The organism is Sedimenticola selenatireducens (assembly GCF_007625115.1).
Lineage (GTDB): Bacteria > Pseudomonadota > Gammaproteobacteria > Chromatiales > Chromatiaceae > Sedimenticola > Sedimenticola selenatireducens_A.
The window spans coordinates 1-17,854 of record NZ_VMNH01000016.1 but is presented as its reverse complement, the minus strand read 5'-3'; the positions used below and the strand labels follow the sequence as shown (position 1 = coordinate 17,854).

18 protein-coding genes are annotated in these 17,854 nt (G+C 51.6%); 6 read left to right on the top strand and 12 right to left on the bottom strand.

Annotation, left to right across the window (positions count from 1 at the left end; all coding sequences use genetic code 11):
- Positions 1–56: 56 nt before the first annotated feature.
- The 9 genes from FHP88_RS12465 to trxA form a co-directional block, all read right to left on the bottom strand.
- On the bottom strand, positions 57–980 hold the full coding sequence (locus FHP88_RS12465; protein WP_144359409.1) for a branched-chain amino acid transaminase: 924 nt from the start codon (positions 978–980) through the stop codon (positions 57–59).
- A 39-nt stretch (positions 981–1,019) separates the two neighbouring features.
- On the bottom strand, positions 1,020–3,866 hold the full coding sequence (glnE, locus tag FHP88_RS12460; RefSeq protein ID WP_144359408.1) for a bifunctional [glutamate--ammonia ligase]-adenylyl-L-tyrosine phosphorylase/[glutamate--ammonia-ligase] adenylyltransferase: 2,847 nt from the start codon (positions 3,864–3,866) through the stop codon (positions 1,020–1,022).
- A 48-nt stretch (positions 3,867–3,914) separates the two neighbouring features.
- Positions 3,915–4,322 carry a hypothetical protein gene (locus FHP88_RS12455; RefSeq protein WP_144359407.1) on the bottom strand — a complete coding sequence of 136 codons (408 nt, stop codon included), beginning with the start codon at positions 4,320–4,322 and terminating at the stop codon, positions 3,915–3,917.
- 254 nt (positions 4,323–4,576) lie between these two features.
- Positions 4,577–6,235 (bottom strand): chaperonin GroEL, encoded by a 1,659-nt coding sequence (gene groL, locus FHP88_RS12450; protein WP_144359406.1) that lies wholly within the window; start codon positions 6,233–6,235, stop codon positions 4,577–4,579.
- A gap of 53 nt (positions 6,236–6,288) precedes the next feature.
- Positions 6,289–6,579: a co-chaperone GroES gene (groES, locus tag FHP88_RS12445; RefSeq protein ID WP_144359405.1), complete on the bottom strand. Its 291-nt coding sequence runs from the start codon at positions 6,577–6,579 to the stop codon at positions 6,289–6,291.
- A 164-nt stretch (positions 6,580–6,743) separates the two neighbouring features.
- Complete coding sequence (locus FHP88_RS12440) at positions 6,744–7,772, bottom strand: M14 family metallopeptidase (protein WP_144359404.1); 1,029 nt, start codon at positions 7,770–7,772, stop codon at positions 6,744–6,746.
- Positions 7,765–8,430, bottom strand: coding sequence for an N-acetylmuramate alpha-1-phosphate uridylyltransferase MurU (gene murU, locus FHP88_RS12435; protein WP_144359556.1), 666 nt, complete (start codon positions 8,428–8,430; stop codon positions 7,765–7,767). The genes FHP88_RS12440 and murU overlap by 8 nt, the downstream gene beginning before the upstream one ends.
- A gap of 191 nt (positions 8,431–8,621) precedes the next feature.
- A complete protein-coding gene (rho, locus tag FHP88_RS12430; protein ID WP_144359403.1) occupies positions 8,622–9,878 on the bottom strand; it encodes a transcription termination factor Rho in 1,257 nt (418 codons plus the stop codon).
- Positions 9,879–10,059: 181 nt separating this feature from the next.
- Complete coding sequence (gene trxA / locus FHP88_RS12425) at positions 10,060–10,386, bottom strand: thioredoxin TrxA (protein WP_144359402.1); 327 nt, start codon at positions 10,384–10,386, stop codon at positions 10,060–10,062.
- 181 nt (positions 10,387–10,567) lie between these two features.
- Here trxA and rhlB point away from each other — a divergent pair, with 181 nt between their 5' ends.
- Together rhlB and FHP88_RS12415 are read left to right on the top strand one after the other, a co-directional pair.
- Positions 10,568–11,923, top strand: coding sequence for an ATP-dependent RNA helicase RhlB (gene rhlB / locus FHP88_RS12420; RefSeq protein WP_144359401.1), 1,356 nt, complete (start codon positions 10,568–10,570; stop codon positions 11,921–11,923).
- Positions 11,924–11,929: 6 nt separating this feature from the next.
- Positions 11,930–12,304 (top strand): YkgJ family cysteine cluster protein, encoded by a 375-nt coding sequence (locus FHP88_RS12415; RefSeq protein WP_144359400.1) that lies wholly within the window; start codon positions 11,930–11,932, stop codon positions 12,302–12,304.
- A 21-nt stretch (positions 12,305–12,325) separates the two neighbouring features.
- On the opposite strand, the gene yrfG is transcribed toward FHP88_RS12415, so the two are convergent.
- Entirely contained in the window at positions 12,326–12,976 is a 651-nt protein-coding gene (gene yrfG, locus FHP88_RS12410) for a GMP/IMP nucleotidase (protein WP_144359399.1), read from the bottom strand.
- Between the two features lie 29 nt (positions 12,977–13,005).
- Between yrfG and nudE the strand changes: the two genes are divergently transcribed.
- Complete coding sequence (nudE, locus tag FHP88_RS12405; protein ID WP_420493003.1) at positions 13,006–13,578, top strand: ADP compounds hydrolase NudE; 573 nt, start codon at positions 13,006–13,008, stop codon at positions 13,576–13,578.
- Between the two features lie 4 nt (positions 13,579–13,582).
- Here the strand turns inward: nudE and FHP88_RS12400 are convergent, their stop codons facing one another.
- Positions 13,583–14,044, bottom strand: a complete 462-nt coding sequence (locus FHP88_RS12400) for a DUF4124 domain-containing protein (RefSeq protein WP_144359398.1) — start codon at positions 14,042–14,044, stop codon at positions 13,583–13,585.
- Between the two features lie 71 nt (positions 14,045–14,115).
- On the opposite strand from FHP88_RS12400, the gene FHP88_RS12395 reads away from it, so the two are divergent.
- Positions 14,116–15,276, top strand: a complete 1,161-nt coding sequence (locus FHP88_RS12395) for a sensor domain-containing diguanylate cyclase (RefSeq protein WP_260843287.1) — start codon at positions 14,116–14,118, stop codon at positions 15,274–15,276.
- Between the two features lie 169 nt (positions 15,277–15,445).
- Here the strand turns inward: FHP88_RS12395 and FHP88_RS12390 are convergent, their stop codons facing one another.
- A complete protein-coding gene (locus FHP88_RS12390; protein WP_144359397.1) occupies positions 15,446–15,814 on the bottom strand; it encodes a YajD family HNH nuclease in 369 nt (122 codons plus the stop codon).
- Between the two features lie 196 nt (positions 15,815–16,010).
- Here FHP88_RS12390 and FHP88_RS12385 point away from each other — a divergent pair, with 196 nt between their 5' ends.
- Together FHP88_RS12385 and FHP88_RS12380 are read left to right on the top strand one after the other, a co-directional pair.
- The gene (locus tag FHP88_RS12385) at positions 16,011–16,730 is read left to right on the top strand and encodes a tetratricopeptide repeat protein (protein ID WP_144359396.1); all 720 of its coding nucleotides are present in this window, start codon (positions 16,011–16,013) and stop codon (positions 16,728–16,730) included.
- 210 nt (positions 16,731–16,940) lie between these two features.
- Positions 16,941–17,854 (top strand): transposase (locus FHP88_RS12380; RefSeq protein WP_144359395.1); only part of this gene is annotated, 914 nt, incomplete at its 3' end.

Below are 17,854 nucleotides of genomic sequence, written 5' to 3'. Positions count from 1 at the left end.
TTGTTTTACGGTGACAGAAAGCGCGAGGCCGGCATCGATGCCGGCCTCTATTTGACTTAAACGTAGGTAAGCCACTCAGGGTGATCCGCCCGACGTCCATGCACCTGGTCAAAGTACATGGTCTGCAGTTTTTCTGTGATGGGTCCGCGGGTGCCACTGCCGATGGTTCGATTATCGACCTCACGAATCGGTGTCACCTCGGCCGCAGTACCGGTAAAAAAGGCTTCATCGGCAATATAGACTTCATCGCGGGTGATGCGCTTCTCGACGATCGGAATGCCCAGTTCTTTGGTAAAGGTGAAGATCGTCTTGCGGGTGATGCCATTCAGCACAGAGGTTAAATCCGGCGTGTAAATCACACCATCTTTTATCAGGAAGAAATTTTCACCTGAACCCTCCATCACATAGCCGCTTGCATCCAGGATCAGTGCCTCATCATAGCCATCATTCACCGCTTCCTGCAGCGCCAGCATGGAGTTGATGTAGTTACCCGTCGCCTTCGCCTTGCACATTAACGAGTTGACTTGATGGCGGGTGTAGGATGACACACGAATACGGATTCCGTTCTTCAGGTTATCTTCACCCAGATAGGCGCCCCACTCCCAAGCTGCAATCATAACATGCGTTGCCAGGCAATCGGCACGAATGCCCATCCCTTCAGAACCATAGAAGCAGAGTGGCCGCAGATAGGCGGAGTCCAGCCCGTTGTTTTTGACCACATCAATCTGCGCCTGATTCAGGGTAGCTGCATCATAGGGTATCTTCATGCCCATGATGTGGGCCGACTCAAACAACCGCTTAGTGTGTTCTTCCAATTTAAAAATAGCGGGACCTTTCTCGGTCTTATAGGCGCGAACCCCCTCAAATACACCCAGCCCATAATGCAGGGTGTGAGTTAACACATGCACCTTGGCCTCACGCCAGGGCACCATCTCGCCATCCAGCCAGATCCAGCCGTCACGGTCCGCGAAATTCGCCATCTACTCTCTCCACTCACTCAAGATTACAAAATCGTTCTGCTACGCATTCATTAGTGTACGCCATAGCGATTGTACGTGCTCACGCTCCGGCAACAACTCATCGGCTGCCACCAGTCCCGGCAACTCACTCAACGCCTTGCGATGATAAACCGCTCGAAGTGACCGATAATTATCGGCCAATTGCTCCGCCACTTCACCGGCAAACAGATGATGTCGTGCAAGTGACTCTAGCAACCTGATATTATCAGTCCAATCAAGCAGATCCGGGTGTTTTGATGACCAGCGTAAAACGCCGTATTGAACCATAAATTCGATATCGGCGATACCGCCAGCACCCTGCTTTATATCAAACTGCTGATCATTGCTCTTATCTAGGGCACTGCGCATTTTCTCGCGCATGTCCCGCACATCCTTTTGCAATTGCCCAGGGTCCCGTTCTCGAGACAACACCTTCTGGCGAATCTGTTGAAAACGCGCGATGACCAACGGGTCTCCCGCCACAGCCCTGGCACGTAACAGTGCCTGATGCTCCCAGGTCCAGGCCTCATTTTCCTGATACTGCTCAAACGCCTCCAGCGAGCTGACCAGCATCCCGGAGTTACCATTGGGCCGAAGCCGCATATCCACCTCATAGAGGGTCCCCGCGGGGGTACGGGTGGTATACATTTGGATCATGCGTTGTCCCATGCGGGCATAGAACAGGTCATTGGCAATGGAACGCTCCCCATCCGTCATTCGGTTAGGATTGTCATTGCCATGCAGGAATACCATATCCAGATCAGAACCGTAGCCCAGCTCAATCCCCCCCAGCTTGCCGTAGCCTATGACAGCGAAACCACTCTGATTTCCCGTCACACAACTGGGACGCCCATGCTTGGCAACCATCAGCGCCCAAGCCTGGGACATCACCCGGGTGGTTACAACCTCTGCAATCTCAGTCAGATAATCACTCACCACCATGAGCGGAATATTACCGGTCAGGTCTGCCGCCGCTACGCGTAACATATTGCTCTGGGTAAATTGGCGCATGCGTTCCATCTGCTGCTCCAGGTCATCGGGATCGACGGCGCCCAGCAGGGTATCCAGTTCCGCCTCTAAACCTTCTCTTTTAAGCGGCCGGTAGAGTCGACGTGGATCCAACATCTCATCCAGTAGCAGAGGATGGCGCGCCACCTGCTGCGCAATCCACGGACTGATCCCGGCAAGCTTGATTAGCTGAGCCAATGCGGTAGGATTTTCGACCAGCAGCGCAAGATAGGCCGTACGACGCGTGATCGACTCCAATATCTTAAGAATACGTTCCAGCGTCACATCCGCCGCATCCGATTGCGCCACCTGCTCCAACAGTGCCGGCATCAACTCCTCCAGCCTGCCTCGCCCTCTTGACCCCAAGCTACGACAGGCATAGCCCTGCCTGAAGTCATGCAGTCTGGACAGCACCTCACCACCCACTTGATAACCGGCTGATTCAAGCAGCTCAATGGCATGATCATCATCCAGTTGCTGGTCCCATACCGCCTGGAGTGGTGAGTCTGTCGTCACCTCTTCACTCAGGGCAAATACATTATCAAAATGAATCTGCACCTTTTCACGGTGTTGCTCCAGCACCCCGTAAAATGCAGGCCAATCCGCATAACCCATGGAGCGCGCCATGCGCAGACGCCCTATCTCATCATCCGGTAACAGATGGGTCTGTTTATCTTTCCAGGCCTGAATGCGGTTCTCCACCAGCCGAAGGAATTCATAGGCCGCCGTCAGCTCATCCACCTCTTCCTGTGATAATTGTTGTTTCTCACCCAGTACCTGCAACACCGGCAGGATCGGTCGAATCTGCAACTCCGGCTCCCGCCCACCTCGAATCAACTGGAAGGCCTGCCCAATGAATTCAATCTCACGAATCCCACCAGGGCCGAGCTTTACATTCTCGGCCATACCCTTACGCTTCAACTCCTGGCTAATAAGGCGTTTCATGTCACGTATTGATTCTATCGCCCCGTAATCGAGATAGCGCCGATAGATAAAGGGCTTCAGCATGGCCATGATCTCCTGGGCATCGGCCGCCTCACCCGCCACCACACGCGCCTTGATCATGGCGTAGCGCTCCCACTCACGCGCATGAGATTGATAATAATTTTCCATCGCCTCAAACGAAAGCGCCATCGGCCCTGAATCACCAAACGGCCGCAGGCGGACATCCACCCGAAACACAAAGCCATCCGCTGTCTGGCTATTCAGTGCTTTAATCAACTGCTGGCAGAGACGGATAAAAAACTGTTCATTGGGAATCGGGCGCGCACCATCCGTCTCCCCATGCTCAGGAAAGGCAAAGATGAGATCTATATCCGATGAAAGGTTCAGCTCTCGTGCACCGAGTTTACCCATACCCAGCACCACCAACGATTGCTGGTCACCTTGTTCATTGCGAGGTATGCCCTGCTTTTCTATGGCCCACAAATAAAGCATGCGCAGTGCCTGATCGACACTGGCATCCGCCAACGCTGTCAGATCTGCCAACGTCTCCGCCAAGGCGGCACGCTGACTCAGATCACGCCAGATGATGCGAACCATCTGCTCATTACGGAAGCGGCGAAGCTGACGCTGCAACCCGGTCTCATCGGTAGCATCGATTAAAAAACGGCTCAATCGGGTTGCCATTTCACCTTCGGCATACGAAGTAATAAAATCATCAGACTGCTGTAACCGCATCAGCAATTCTGGCTCCCGGGTACAACACTGTGCAACAAAATCACTCCCTTCCCACACCTTCAGCAACTCTTGCTCAAAGCCTTTTGCGGCGCAGAGGGTCTCAGCCAATGCGGGGAAATCAGATCGCCAATGACGCCATCGGTTATTCGCTTCTTCTTGGGGCTGTGACAAAGGCTGCATAAAATACTCTGGATTCAGAATCTAAAATTAATAAAACAGGACGATCAGTCAGTGCTTCGCTGTAGCATAGGCATTCACTCGCTCCTGGGGTACAAAGTGCAAATGCACCTTTTCGTCTCCAGCAGCCAACTCGGCAAACAGAGCAATCAAATCGCCCTGCATGGACTCGCACAACTCATCAGGCAGCACAATACGTAGCCGGTTATAGCCCGCCCGATCCCGCTCACGAATACCTTGCCGATAAAGCTGCCGCACGTTTTCTGCTAACGCCTGAACATCGGCAGTGATGACCAGATAGACCAACAGACGCCGACCTGCCAACAGGCGCTGATAGCGGATTTCGGAGAACGTCCTAACCTCGCTCTCTATCTGTTCAAACACCTCCGCAGGACATCTACAGCCAAGGCATTCACGGATGAATGGTTCAATCGCATCAGTAGGTAACGGCGTAATCATGAGTGACTCCCTTCGCTGGTTAACCCATCCTACCGCCAGCACAGGAAAAGGTGAACCATCCACTGTCTGCAAAAAAAGCCTTAAACGTAAAAAACCCTGCTGGAGAATACCAGCAGGGTTTTAATTAGCGCGTATTGGCTAAGGGAGCGGCTTTGTCCAGGGAAGGACTTATGCCGCGACGCCTTAGATGGCCGGGAGCAGCTTTGTCCAAGGAAGGACTTATGCTGCGAAGGCCATGGATGGCCGGGAGCAGCTTACATCATGCCGCCCATACCACCCATACCACCCATACCGCCCATACCACCCATATCAGGCATACCGCCACCCGCTGAATCAGCAGGCTCATCAGCGATCATCGCCTCGGTGGTGATCATCAGGCCCGCCACAGAGATCGCGTTCTGCAGTGCAGAGCGGGTCACTTTGGTGGGATCCAGGATACCCATCTCGACCATGTCACCGTATTCACCATTGGCCGCATTGAAGCCGAAGTTTCCTTCACCTTCAGAGACCTTGTTGACGACTACGGACGCTTCGCTACCGGCATTGGCTACGATCTGACGCATCGGCTCTTCCATGGCACGTGCAGCGATCTTGATGCCAACATCCTGATCATGGTTCTCGCCACGCAGGTCTTTCAGAGCCGCCAGGGCGCGAATCAGCGCAACACCACCACCAGGTACGATACCTTCCTCAACGGCTGCACGGGTTGCATGCAGGGCATCTTCAACGCGAGCCTTCTTCTCTTTCATCTCGACTTCGGTAGCGGCACCGACCTTGATCACAGCAACACCGCCGGCCAGCTTGGCTACGCGCTCTTGCAGTTTCTCACGATCGTAATCAGAAGAGGTTTCTTCGATCTGGGCACGGATTTGCTCAACCCGGGCCTTGATATCATTCTCGGTACCCGCGCCATCAATAACGGTGGTCTCTTCCTTGGTGATCTGGATCTTCTTGGCGGTACCCAGTTCGTTCAGGGTAGCCTTCTCCAGGGTCAAACCAACCTCTTCAGCAATCACAGTACCACCGGTCAGGATAGCGATATCCTGCAGCATGGCTTTACGACGATCACCAAAACCTGGTGCCTTGACAGCACAAACCTTGACGATACCACGGATGGTGTTGACCACCAGAGTCGCCAGCGCTTCGCCTTCAACGTCTTCTGCAATGATCAGCAGTGGACGACCGGCCTTGGCAACGGCTTCCAGTACAGGCAGCAGTTCACGGATGTTGGAGATCTTCTTATCGTGCAGAAGGATGTAGGGGTCTTCCAGGTCAACCGACATGCTCTGCTGGTTGTTCACGAAATAAGGGGAGAGGTAGCCACGATCAAACTGCATACCTTCAACGACATCCAGGCTGTTTTCCAGGGCAGAACCCTCTTCAACCGTGATAACACCCTCTTTACCTACTTTCTGCATCGCTTCAGCAATGATGCCACCGATGTTTTCATCGCTGTTGGCAGAGATGGTGCCAACCTGAGCAATGGATTTGTCATCAGCACAAGGCTTGGACATAGCCGCCAGCGCTGCAACAGCCGCCGCCGCACCCTTTTCCATACCGCGCTTCAGATCCATGGGGTTCATACCCGCTGCAACAGCCTTCAGACCTTCACGAACGATCGCCTGTGCCAACACGGTAGCTGTAGTGGTACCGTCACCGGCCACATCAGAAGTCTGCGAAGAGACCTCTTTCACCATCTGAGCGCCCATGTTCTCGAAGTTGTCAGACAACTCGATCTCTTTGGCAACCGAAACACCGTCTTTGGTGATAGTAGGTGCGCCGAAGCTCTTCTGCAGAACCACGTTACGACCTTTGGGGCCCAGCGTTACCTTAACGGCATCGGCCAGAATGTTAACGCCACGCAGCATTCTCTGGCGAGCGTCATCGGAAAATTTGACTTCTTTACCTGACATAAACTTTTATCCTTTGAAATTCAGTAAATTGGAGAGGTTTGGTTAAGGCTAGATCAGCCTTCGATGACACCCATGATGTCTTCTTCACGCATGACCAGCAGGCTCTCTTCACCGAGTTTGACCTCGTTGCCGGAGTACTTGCCGAACAGGACCTTGTCACCAACCTTCACATCCAGCGGACGAGACTCACCATTGGTCAGGACCTTGCCGTTACCTACAGCAACAACTTCACCCTGGGCCGGTTTCTCTGTAGCACTGTCAGGCAGGACGATACCACCCGCGCTGGTGCGCTCCTCTTCCATACGACGAATGACCACACGGTCTTGCAGCGGACGAATTTTCATCTACCGATTTCTCCTAATTTGGCTGTTTACAATAAGTGATTATTATCTGGCGAGGTTATTAGCACTCACCACGACTGAGTGCTAATAATAGGGTCGAAATAGCCAGAGTCAAGGGCAGCGACGATAAAAAGTTTTCTAATGGCGGAAAAAACCGCCCTCCTGGACTAGCCCGAGATGTGGTCGTTATAGCGTTCCATCAAATAACAGAAGCAGTCCTGGCGGATCACCCGACAGTCCCGGGTGATCATTGAGGGCATCACAGGCAGGCGCAGACGCAGTTCACCCCGCTCAACCAGCAGAAAGCGATCAGAGACATCAGCGCCTTGCTCATCGAATACTGCCAGCCCGGTTCCTATTCCCGGTCGAACCTGTCCCAGCACCGTACCGCGGGATAATTCTCGGAAATTAAGTCTCTCCAGGTCATCCGACAGTGACAGATCCACCGAGGTATCGGCAAAACCGAAACTGACCGACTCCGGCATTTTGACAATGGCGACGGTATGAAAAAGGTCCAGATCATGCTCGGCCACCGGGTGATCAGGATGGGCGGAGAGGTGCAGACAGGCATCCAGATACTCCTGCACATGGGTTACACCGAAGGCCTGATCCGGCTTACCACACTCCAGCGTCACCGCCGGGCAGCGCTCGGCCATCGCGCCCGACTGAACACCGGTAGGGCGGATAAAATAGACTACTGTCCTACTGAACAGCGACGCCAGGTGAAGAAACGGATGATCCAGGCGGTTCACGCAGGCGTAATGGGGATTGAGACCGGTGTTGTTGTGGACATCCACACTGGCAAAGAGACCACGCTCTGCCATGCGATCAACCACCTGCTGCATCAGAATAGCCTCGGGGGAATCGCAGTCATCGCCACCGGGCCAGACCCGATTATAATCAGGCTGCCCGTCCAGTCGACGCAACCCTTCAGCCGCCGCGTCCACATTACCAATAAACAGCGAGAGTGACCGGGGTAGCTCCCGAACACCTCCACCCGCTTGGTATTGCTGTAGCAACTGACGAACAGCCTCCCAGCCAGTAGTCTCGTTTCCGTGCATCAGAATGGAGACAAACAGTGCAGGTGACTGCCGCCCTTGCAAATGAATCAGGGTCGGGCCACCTAAAGCAGAAGCCAACTGGTTTGCCTCAAGCGATAATAATCCATCGGGTAACCGGTCCAACTCTTTAAGCATCAGACCCTCTTAACACCTCATCCAATGCCGACAGTCGCTGTGGTGTACCGACATCCGACCAACGCCCTGTAAAATGCTCCCCCGTCACCATGCCTTGAGCTATCGCCTCCCTAAGCAACGGTGCAAGCGGAAAGACACCGCCACTGCAACCCGTAAACAGTTCGGGGCGGTACAGTCCAATACCGCTATAGGTAAACCGATCACCCTCATCGTCAATCAATCGTCCGTCGCTCCCCAACACAAAATCCCCTGCCGGGTGTTGCACTGGATTATCGACCATCACAAGATGAGCCAATGTCTCCGTCGATAGCACGATGGGATCAAAGGTGTAATTGGTCCAGACATCACCATTCACCACCCAGAAGGGCTCACTACCGAGCAGCGGCAACGCCTGAAAGATACCACCGCCCGTCTCCAGTGCACCCAATGGTTCGGCTGAATAGGCAATGGACAGACCCCAGCGTTCACCCGTCCCCAGGAAGTCGATAATCTGCTCACCCAGATGGGCATGATTGACCACTAAATTTTGAATGCCGGCCTTGGCCAAGGCCTCAACGTGATACTGAATAAGGGGTTTTCCAGCTACTTGTAGCAACGGCTTGGGTGTTTTGTCTGTCAGCGGACGCATACGCTCACCTCGCCCTGCGGCGAGGATCATGGCATGCGTAGGTAGGACCTCATGCTTCAAGTCATACACCACAAAGTTATCTGAATAACCTGCATAATTGATTCAGCACAACCCAATAAAATATCGTCCAGACTATAACAATAAAAAACAACAATTCCATGTATAAAAAAAGGCCACCTCCTGAAAGGCAGCCTTCTTTTCCAACACACTTGAGTATGAGCTCACCCCTTCATTGAGGTGAAGAACTCCTCGTTGGTCTTGGTGTCCTTGAGCTTATCGAACAGGAACTCCATCGCGGCCAGTTCATCCATAGGATGCAGGATCTTGCGCAAGATCCACATCTTCTGCAAGGCGTCCGGCTTCATCAGCAAATCTTCACGACGGGTGCCGGAACGGTTGATATTGATCGCAGGGAAGATACGCTTCTCGGCAATACGGCGATCCAGATGAATCTCCATATTACCCGTGCCCTTGAACTCTTCGTAGATCACATCATCCATACGCGAACCGGTTTCAACCAGCGCGGTAGCGATAATGGTCAGGCTACCGCCCTCTTCCACATTGCGGGCCGCACCGAAGAAACGTTTCGGGCGATGCAATGCGTTGGCATCCACACCACCAGTCAGTACCTTACCGGATGAAGGGATAACGGTGTTGTAGGCACGCGCAAGACGAGTGATCGAATCCAGCAGAATCACCACATCTTTTTTGTGCTCAACCAGCCGCTTGGCCTTCTCGATCACCATCTCGGCAACCTGTACGTGACGTGCAGCAGGTTCGTCGAAGGTCGATGAGATCACCTCACCTCGTACTGAACGCGCCATCTCCGTCACCTCTTCCGGGCGCTCATCAATCAGCAATACGATCAATTGCGCTTCAGGGTGATTGTAGGCGATCGACTGGGCGATGTTCTGCATCAGCATGGTCTTACCCGCTTTTGGCGGGGAGACTATCAGGCCACGCTGGCCTTTACCGATCGGCGCGCACAATTCAATGGTACGCGCGGTGATGTCTTCAGTACTGCCGTTACCCTTTTCGAGATTAAACTTCTCATTCGCAAACAGCGGCGTGAAGTTCTCAAACAGGATCTTGTTCTTGGCATTTTCCGGCTTGTCATAATTGATCTCGCTGACTTTGAGCAGCGCAAAATAGCGTTCGCTCTCTTTCGGCGGGCGGATCTTGCCAGAGATAGTATCGCCAGTGCGCAGATTGAAGCGCCTGATCTGGCTGGGTGAGACATAGATGTCATCGGGCCCTGCCAGGTAGGAGCTGTCTGCAGCACGTAGAAATCCAAAGCCATCTTGCAGGATCTCTAATACGCCATCACCACTAATGTCCTCGCCTTTTTTGGCGTGGGCTTTAAGGATAGCGAAGATCAGATCCTGTTTGCGGGAACGGGCCATGCCCTCCAGCTTCATGGTCTGGGCTAATTCAACCAGTTCTGTGACCGGCATTTTTTTAAGTTCGGTGAGATTCATGAGTTTATGCGTGATTGAAAAAAGAACGGAACGGGGATTGGATTCCCGTTTGAAACAGAGTTTTTTTGGATATTGCTCTGGGGTGATTGATTTCTTGGTATTAAGCACTCACGGGAGGGCTATGTGTGAATTCTAGCACCATCCCGGAGTACGTCCAGTATTAATTGTGTTTGTTTCGTTTTCAGAGGTTGCTATCGATGAACGCAATGAGCTGTGATTTAGAGACAGCGCCCACCTTGGTGGCCTCTACTTCGCCATCTTTGAACAGCATCAAGGTCGGGATTCCACGAATACCATAACGCGGTGGCGTATTGGGATTGTCATCAATATTCAACTTGGCGACTTTGATCTTGCCAGTGTATTCACCGGAAATTTCATCCAGTACCGGGGCAATCATCTTGCATGGGCCGCACCACTCTGCCCAGTAATCGACCAATACCGGCAGCTCGGACTTCAAAACTTCGGATTCAAAATTATCATCGGTTACATGAACAATCTGTTCACTCACTAGCATTCTCCACAAGATTCAGTTGGGATATCACACCATTAAGTACGAGGCTGGACCGGTGCTTATCGTTAAGTCCGGGATCTCTTGTTATTCGAACCCCAAACACTGGGAGCTATTTGATCCCAATATTTTGACCATTTCAAGTCCAAACCTTCAGGAAATTACTGTATCCTAGCGTCCCATGACAGACAAACACCTCACGGACATCCGTTTTGACAGCTTAGCGCTGTGTAAAGAACTCGCCCAAGGCATTGAAGATACAGGCTTTTCCCTCTGCACTCCGATCCAGGCTGAAACCCTACCCATTGCACTTAAAGGACTGGATGTTGCGGGACAGGCCCAGACCGGAACCGGCAAAACCGCCGCTTTTCTGCTCGCAACCTATCAGCACTTGCTGAGTAATCCAGCAAAATCTGATCGAAAACCGAACCAGCCACGCGCCCTGATTGTTGCCCCAACACGGGAACTTGCGGTACAGATCCACAAAGACGCCGAAGTCCTGGGGAAACATACCGGACTGAAGCTCGGACTGGTCTTTGGTGGCACAGGTTATGAACAACAGCGCCAGCAGCTGGAAGACGGCGTCGACATTCTGATTGGTACGCCCGGTCGGTTGATTGATTATTTGAAACAACACATCTACAACCTGAAAGCGATCCAAGTGGTCGTCATGGATGAAGCCGACCGCATGTTCGATCTCGGCTTTATTAAAGATATTCGCTTTATGTTACGCCGCTGCCCTCCACCGCAAGAACGGCTAGGCCTGCTCTTCTCCGCCACCCTTTCATTCAGGGTGTTGGAACTCGCCTACGAACACATGAATAACCCGGCCACGATCAAGATCGAAACAGACAAGGTAACCGCCGACAAGGTTAAACAGGTCTGCTACATGACCGCCAATGATGAAAAAATCTCATTGCTGCTGGGTTTACTGAAGCGGATGGATGCGCATCGCACCATTGTGTTTGTGAATACCAAGCGTGGCGCGGATCTGGTTTGGGGCTACCTGGAAGGCAACGGTATTGGTGCAGCGGTCATCTCAGGCGATGTCCCGCAGAAAAAGCGTATGCGTCTCTTGAGCGATTTCCAGGAAGGCAAACTCCCTGTGCTGGTTGCCACTGATGTAGCCGCGCGTGGTCTGCACATCCCGGCCGTATCCCATGTATTCAATTTCGACCTGCCAGACGATGCCGAAGATTACGTACACCGCATTGGCCGTACCGCACGCGCAGGGGCCAGTGGGGATGCCATCAGCTTTGCCTGTGAAACCCATGCCTTCGCGCTACCCGATATCGAGGCCTACATCGGCCATCGCATCCCCATGGAACCGGTCACTACTGAATTGTTAGCCACGGTTGACCCGAAGAGCCGCATCATTCCAGACCGGCCAGAGCGTGACAAACGCCGCGGAAGCAGCAGTCGCCCTCCGCATAAGTCAAAGGCCACGAATACGACGCCATCAGAAGGCAGTGGTGATGTTGCCAACAAGAAACGTCGTCGCAGAAGAAAGCCCAAACCGGCCACCACCCCTGAATAGAGAAAGATGGTATTGGAAGTCACCAATAAGTGCAGTCGCTGTATAAGCTCCACCTGCTGCACCTATACCACTGAAGCGCTTGGGGTCACGCCCCGCGCCAAGTCGGACTTCGACCACCTGCTATGGCAGGTATCTCATCAAGGGGTCGAGCTTTATAAAGACGAAGGCGACTGGTATCTGATGTTCATTGGTAACTGTGAACATCTGCAACCAGGTGGCGCCTGCGCCATTTATCACGAGCGACCCCAAATATGCCGCGACTATGATAATGATTGGTGTGAATACGATGCCCCTGCTGAAGAGGGCTTTGAACTACACTTTCGCAACTATGCAGAACTCCTCAGCTACTGCAAGAAGCGTTTCAAGACCTGGGGTAGATAAATGCTGGGTAGGTGTTACACGCTAGGGAATTATCTCAGAAAAGTCATGGATGGCTTCAAAACCACCCGGCTCACGCACCGGCCCCTTGGTATCGGGATAGAGCACACGCACCAAATAACCCATGCCATACTCTCGCGCTGATTCCAGCACTGACTGACTGTCATCGACAAACAGTGTGCGCTGTTTTTCAAACGGTTCAACCTGCTGCAATTTATCCCAGAAATCACGATCTTCCTTGGGCAAACCCAAATCATGAGAACAGATAACCGCATCAAAATAGCCATGCAATTTGGTGCGCTCCATTTTTAGCCCCAGCGCCTTTTGATGGGCATTGGTGACCAGCGCCACCCGCTTATCCAATGACCTGACTGCATCGAGAAAATTGATCACATGGGGATGCACGGCTATCAGGTGATCCACTTCTGCCTTCAGTAGCGCAATATCCAACCCGAGCTCTCGGCTCCAGTGGTCAACACAGTACCACTCCAATGTCCCTTCAACACTGCGATAGCGCGTAGCCAGTTCATCCTTCGCCTGTTCAAGTGAACAGCCTTGTCGCTCCGCAAAACGGCGCGGCACATGCTCCAGCCAGAAATAATTGTCAAAATGGAGGTCCAACAGGGTACCGTCCATATCCAATAAAATCGTATCAATTTGGTTCCAGTCAATCATGGGTTAAAGTTACAGTGGAACCTAACCCGATGGCAACAGAAGAAACCCGCATGCCCAAACCACCTCACATCCATGCCCGTCGAACTCTCAATGAGACCGGCGTTTTTCATATTGAAGAGATTGACCTGGAGTTCTCCAACGGCCAACAGCGCACTTACCAGCGTGTCGTCGGCTCTGAAGAGGGAGCGGTCCTCATCGTACCCTTGCTGGATGATGACACCCTCCTCCTGATTCGTGAGTATGCTGCTGGCGTCAATCGCTATGAACTGGCCTTCCCCAAAGGCCATATCGAACCGGGCGAGGACGCCATCACCGCCGCAAAGCGAGAAATGCAGGAAGAGATTGGTTACAGCGCACATCACCTGGAACTGCTCTCATCTGTCAGCGTAGCCCCTGGTTATATCTACCACACTACCCACATTGTCCTGGCCAAGGCGCTCTATCCCCAGCGGCTGGAGGGGGACGAACCAGAACCGATCGAAGTGATCCCCTGGAAGCTCGACCAATTTGATCAACTCCTGGCACAGGACGACTTCACAGAAGCACGCTCACAACTGGCCCTGTTTCTGGCACGGGAGAAATTGCATCGTGAAACCGGGTGAAGCATTAGCGACAGAATTGCCGCAGGTAATCTTCTTGCTGACGCCGCTGTTGCCGCAAGCGCTCTCCGCGTGATGGCTTATAGCCTTTGCGGAGATCCCACTCTATCTTCTCAATGCGTTGCCGCGCCTTCCAACATGCCTGTTCTTGCTTTTTATGAGCCTGGGCCAGCTTTCTCTGAGTAGTAGCAGTATCACGCTTTTTCTTGGACTTACTTTTTTTACTGCGAGGCGATGACGACGCAGGTGCATTCACCCATTCCGTAGCACCTATATCCAGCTTAATCTCACTGCCTTCGGAGCAGGGCAGTTGCTGAAACAGCACAGCACCCTCTGCATCTGGGCATCGATACACTGCTGAAGTCCCGGCCAAAGGGAACAGTGTCAGCAGGGAAAGTGTGATCAAATGCGCAATTGTCCGCTTCAAATAGTAACCAGCAGGGCATTCCCGCCCCCGTGTAAAACTCATCCTTGAATCTCCTGTCTATACTATTGTCACAACTGTAACTGGAAGAAACTGTGACTCCGGGTATTATGTAGATGGAAACACACAAGCCCAACCCTGGATGGCCAACAATCACCCTTATGCCCAATACAACGAGCAACCCTTCCTCTAGTGACCTGGCATTCATTAACCGTCAGCTGAAACAGCAGCTGAAGGCGCTGACGCGTGAGGCCAGTCACAACGAAGTGGTGCTAAAGCGTTTCCACGATCGCGAACTGACCTTACTGGCCACCGAGACCCTACCAGAACTCCTCAGTTGCCTGATCGATGGCATGAAGTCATCCTTTGATCTGCCGAATATTAAGCTGGTGTTACATGATCCCGACCATGAACTGCGCCACCTCTTGCTGCACTCCGGGATCGAGCCCGAAAGCCTGCCTGATATCCGCTTTATAGATCAAATAGAACACTTCTCACCCAAATTAGCTCGCTATAAAAGCCCCTGGCTTGGTCCCTTTACAAACCAGGACCACGCCCTTCTGTTTCCCGATGGCACCTTGCTCAAGAGCATCGCTATACTTCCCATGCTACGGCGCAGCAAACTGGTGGGTCTTATTGGGCTGGGCAGTCATGATCCCAACCGGTTTACTCGACACCATGCCAGTGATTTTCTTAATCGCCTTGCCACCATTAGCGCCATCTGCCTGGAAAATACCGCCAACCGTGAACACTTGGTTGTCGCCGGTCTCACAGACGCATTGACAGGGCTGCACAACAGACGCTACCTCGAAAGCCGTCTTGAAGAAGAGGTCACCCGTGCACTGCGTTACCAGCATGCCCTGAGTTGCCTGTTCATCGACGCCGACCACTTCAAACGCATAAACGACACTCATGGGCACGGTGCCGGCGACAGCGTTCTACGAGAGATCGCACTTCGCGTCAAAGAGTGTCTGCGTGCCTCCGATATCGCTACCCGTTATGGCGGCGAAGAGTTTGCCTTACTATTACCGCAAACTGACGCCATTGAAGCCTGCAATCTGGCTGAGCGTATTCGCCAACGCATTGAAGACAAACCCATCGCTATTCATGGCGGAGAAAGTGTCTCAATGACTGTCTCCATCGGAGTGGCTCCGATGCGTTACGAAAAAAATGCCAACACGCAGGACGTAAGTGGAAAGCTACTGGACGAGGCCGACAAGTCACTCTATGTCGCTAAAGAGTCTGGGCGGAACCAGGTACAACTCGCCGAACAGTGATGCATCTTTTTGTGCTCACAGCATGCCGTATAAGACGATTAAAAAAATGAAAGAAAGGGCACTTATAATGTAGGTAAATTCTGAAAAGACGACACTGCCTACTCAAAAATAAATACTGCATAGCGAAATCTTCAACTGAAGATACCTGAGCAGATGGATGTATCGAAGACTAGCCCTTATCCTTTATCAATGCAGCCAAATCAGCAAACGGATTATGTGTCGCGCCTTGTTGTTTTGACTCACCGGCTGCAGAACCATAATCCGAGTCGATATAACGTGAGTGCTCATTATCGTGACAGTAGAGACAGAGCAGCTCCCAGTTACTCCCATCAAGTGGATTATTATCGTGATTGTGATCTCGATGATGGACGGTCAGCTCACGCAGATTTTCCCGAGTAAACTCACGGGCACAGCGACCGCAAACCCAGGGATACATCTTCAATGCCCGCTCACGATACCCCTTATCACGTTCATCTCGATTGCGCCGAGCCTCCGCAACAACCGCATCAAGCTTACTGGAAGTTTTATCTACTGACATAAAAGCACCTGCCATTAAATTAATGTACTGTACCCTCTTTTAGTTTAGCTGGAAAAACAAAAGAACCTGAAAGAAAGAACCTGGAGAAAGAACCTGGACACCCACCTATTGACTACTATAGGCATAAAGTGGTATCCGAAGAAGTTGCTCGGTCTATGATTAATAATTGATGGTTAGGGTTTTTATATGGTGAGTTATGAATTTGGCAAGATCGAAATTACTAATAATTGGACTATTGATAATATCTTGTTATATGGGGGGGGCTGCAGCAAAGACTTCCTCGCTTGCGTTTGATCTGGATGAGATTAGTTACTATCTATCGATATCAAAGTATGATGTTGCACTTGATGTCTTGAAGCCATTAATTGCGGAATACTCAGATAACAAAGATGTTATGAAGTATATGGGTTTTGCTTTGATTGGAAAGTCTTCAACGGTAGATGCAGGCTCAGATTTAGAAGAGGAATTGTATAGGAAATCAATAGAGTATATTGAAAAAGCATTGTTATTAGGAGCTGATGACGAAGTTTTATATTTGATGCTAGGTATTGCGTACAATTCTCTTGGTTTTTGTGATAAGGCGAATCCAAGTTATGCGAGATACTATTCTTTACGAGCGAATAGAATTCATACAAAGTATAGGTACTATATTTTGGGTTGGGCTCTATGTATAGAGCAGGCAAAGAGCCTTGATAATGCTCTCCGTGAGATAAGGACTTCTATAGAGGCCACTAACCTCGATGGCAGATTGATTTATGAGTATTTAAGATACGTAGTAGATAGAAAGGGTAAGGATGTCGCATTCGAGGAAGCAAAGGTTTTTTTTAAGGAGAGGACCACTCCGCCTTTTACTGAAAAATTAGAATGCCAGTTGTTTAACAGAAGAGTCAGTTCTGGAGTTGGCTGCAATAAATAAAAGGAAAGAACCTGGACACCCACCAATGAGAAAGAACCTGGACACCCACCTATGTGGAAGAACCTGGACACCCACCCAAAAGAACCTGGACACCCACCTAAAGCAAGAACCTGGACACCAAACAAGAACCTGGACACCCACCTATTGACTAAGCGATCTGACATGTCATAATAGAGAACGTACAGGGAACATATAACTCAAGGAATGAGCATGCCCAAACCCAGAAAAGCCCTCGTCAGTCTTGATTCCACGACCTATTATCACTGTGTCTCACGCTGTGTTCGACGCGCATTTCTCTGTGGAATAGACCAACTGACTGGGCGTTCCTACGAACACCGCCGAGGCTGGATTGAAGAGCGGTTATTAATGCTTCCTCGCGCTTTTGCCATTGATATCTGCGCCTATGCGGTAATGCATAATCACACCCATGTGGTCCTACATATCGACACAGATCGAGCGGCCAACTGGTCACAGCGGGATGTCATTCAACGCTGGCATGCACTATTCAACGGCACACTGTTAAGTCAGCGCTTTTTGAACGATGAACAACTGAGTAAGTCTGAGTTGTTTCTGATAGATGAACTCGTCGCGTGCTGGCGTGAACGTCTTCAATCGGTCAGTTGGTTTATGCGTTGTCTTAATGAGACCATTGCTCGACAGGCCAATGAGGAAGACGGCTGTACCGGGCGGTTCTGGGAAGGGCGATTCAAGTGCCAGGCCTTACTGGATGAAGCGGCCCTGGCGGCCTGTATGGCCTATGTGGACTTGAATCCTATTCGAGCCGGTATGACAGAGACACCCGAATCATCAGAGTACACCTCCATCCAACGCCGTATTCGATCTGCCCGTAGCAAGACCGCAGCACAAAAGAACATCCGATCTATCCAACCGACAGAACTTCAGCCTTTTGTCGGTTATCCCCGTGAGCCCATGCCCAAGGGCCTGCCCTTTCGACTTGAAGATTATCTTGAACTGGTTGATTGGACTGGCCGTATTATGCGGGAGGATAAACGCGGCGCTATTCCTTCATCCCTGCCTCCCATACTGGATCGGTTAAACCTTGAACCCAAGGCTTGGCTGGATATGACTCGCTCGTTTGAAAATCGCTTCTGTTCACTGGTAGG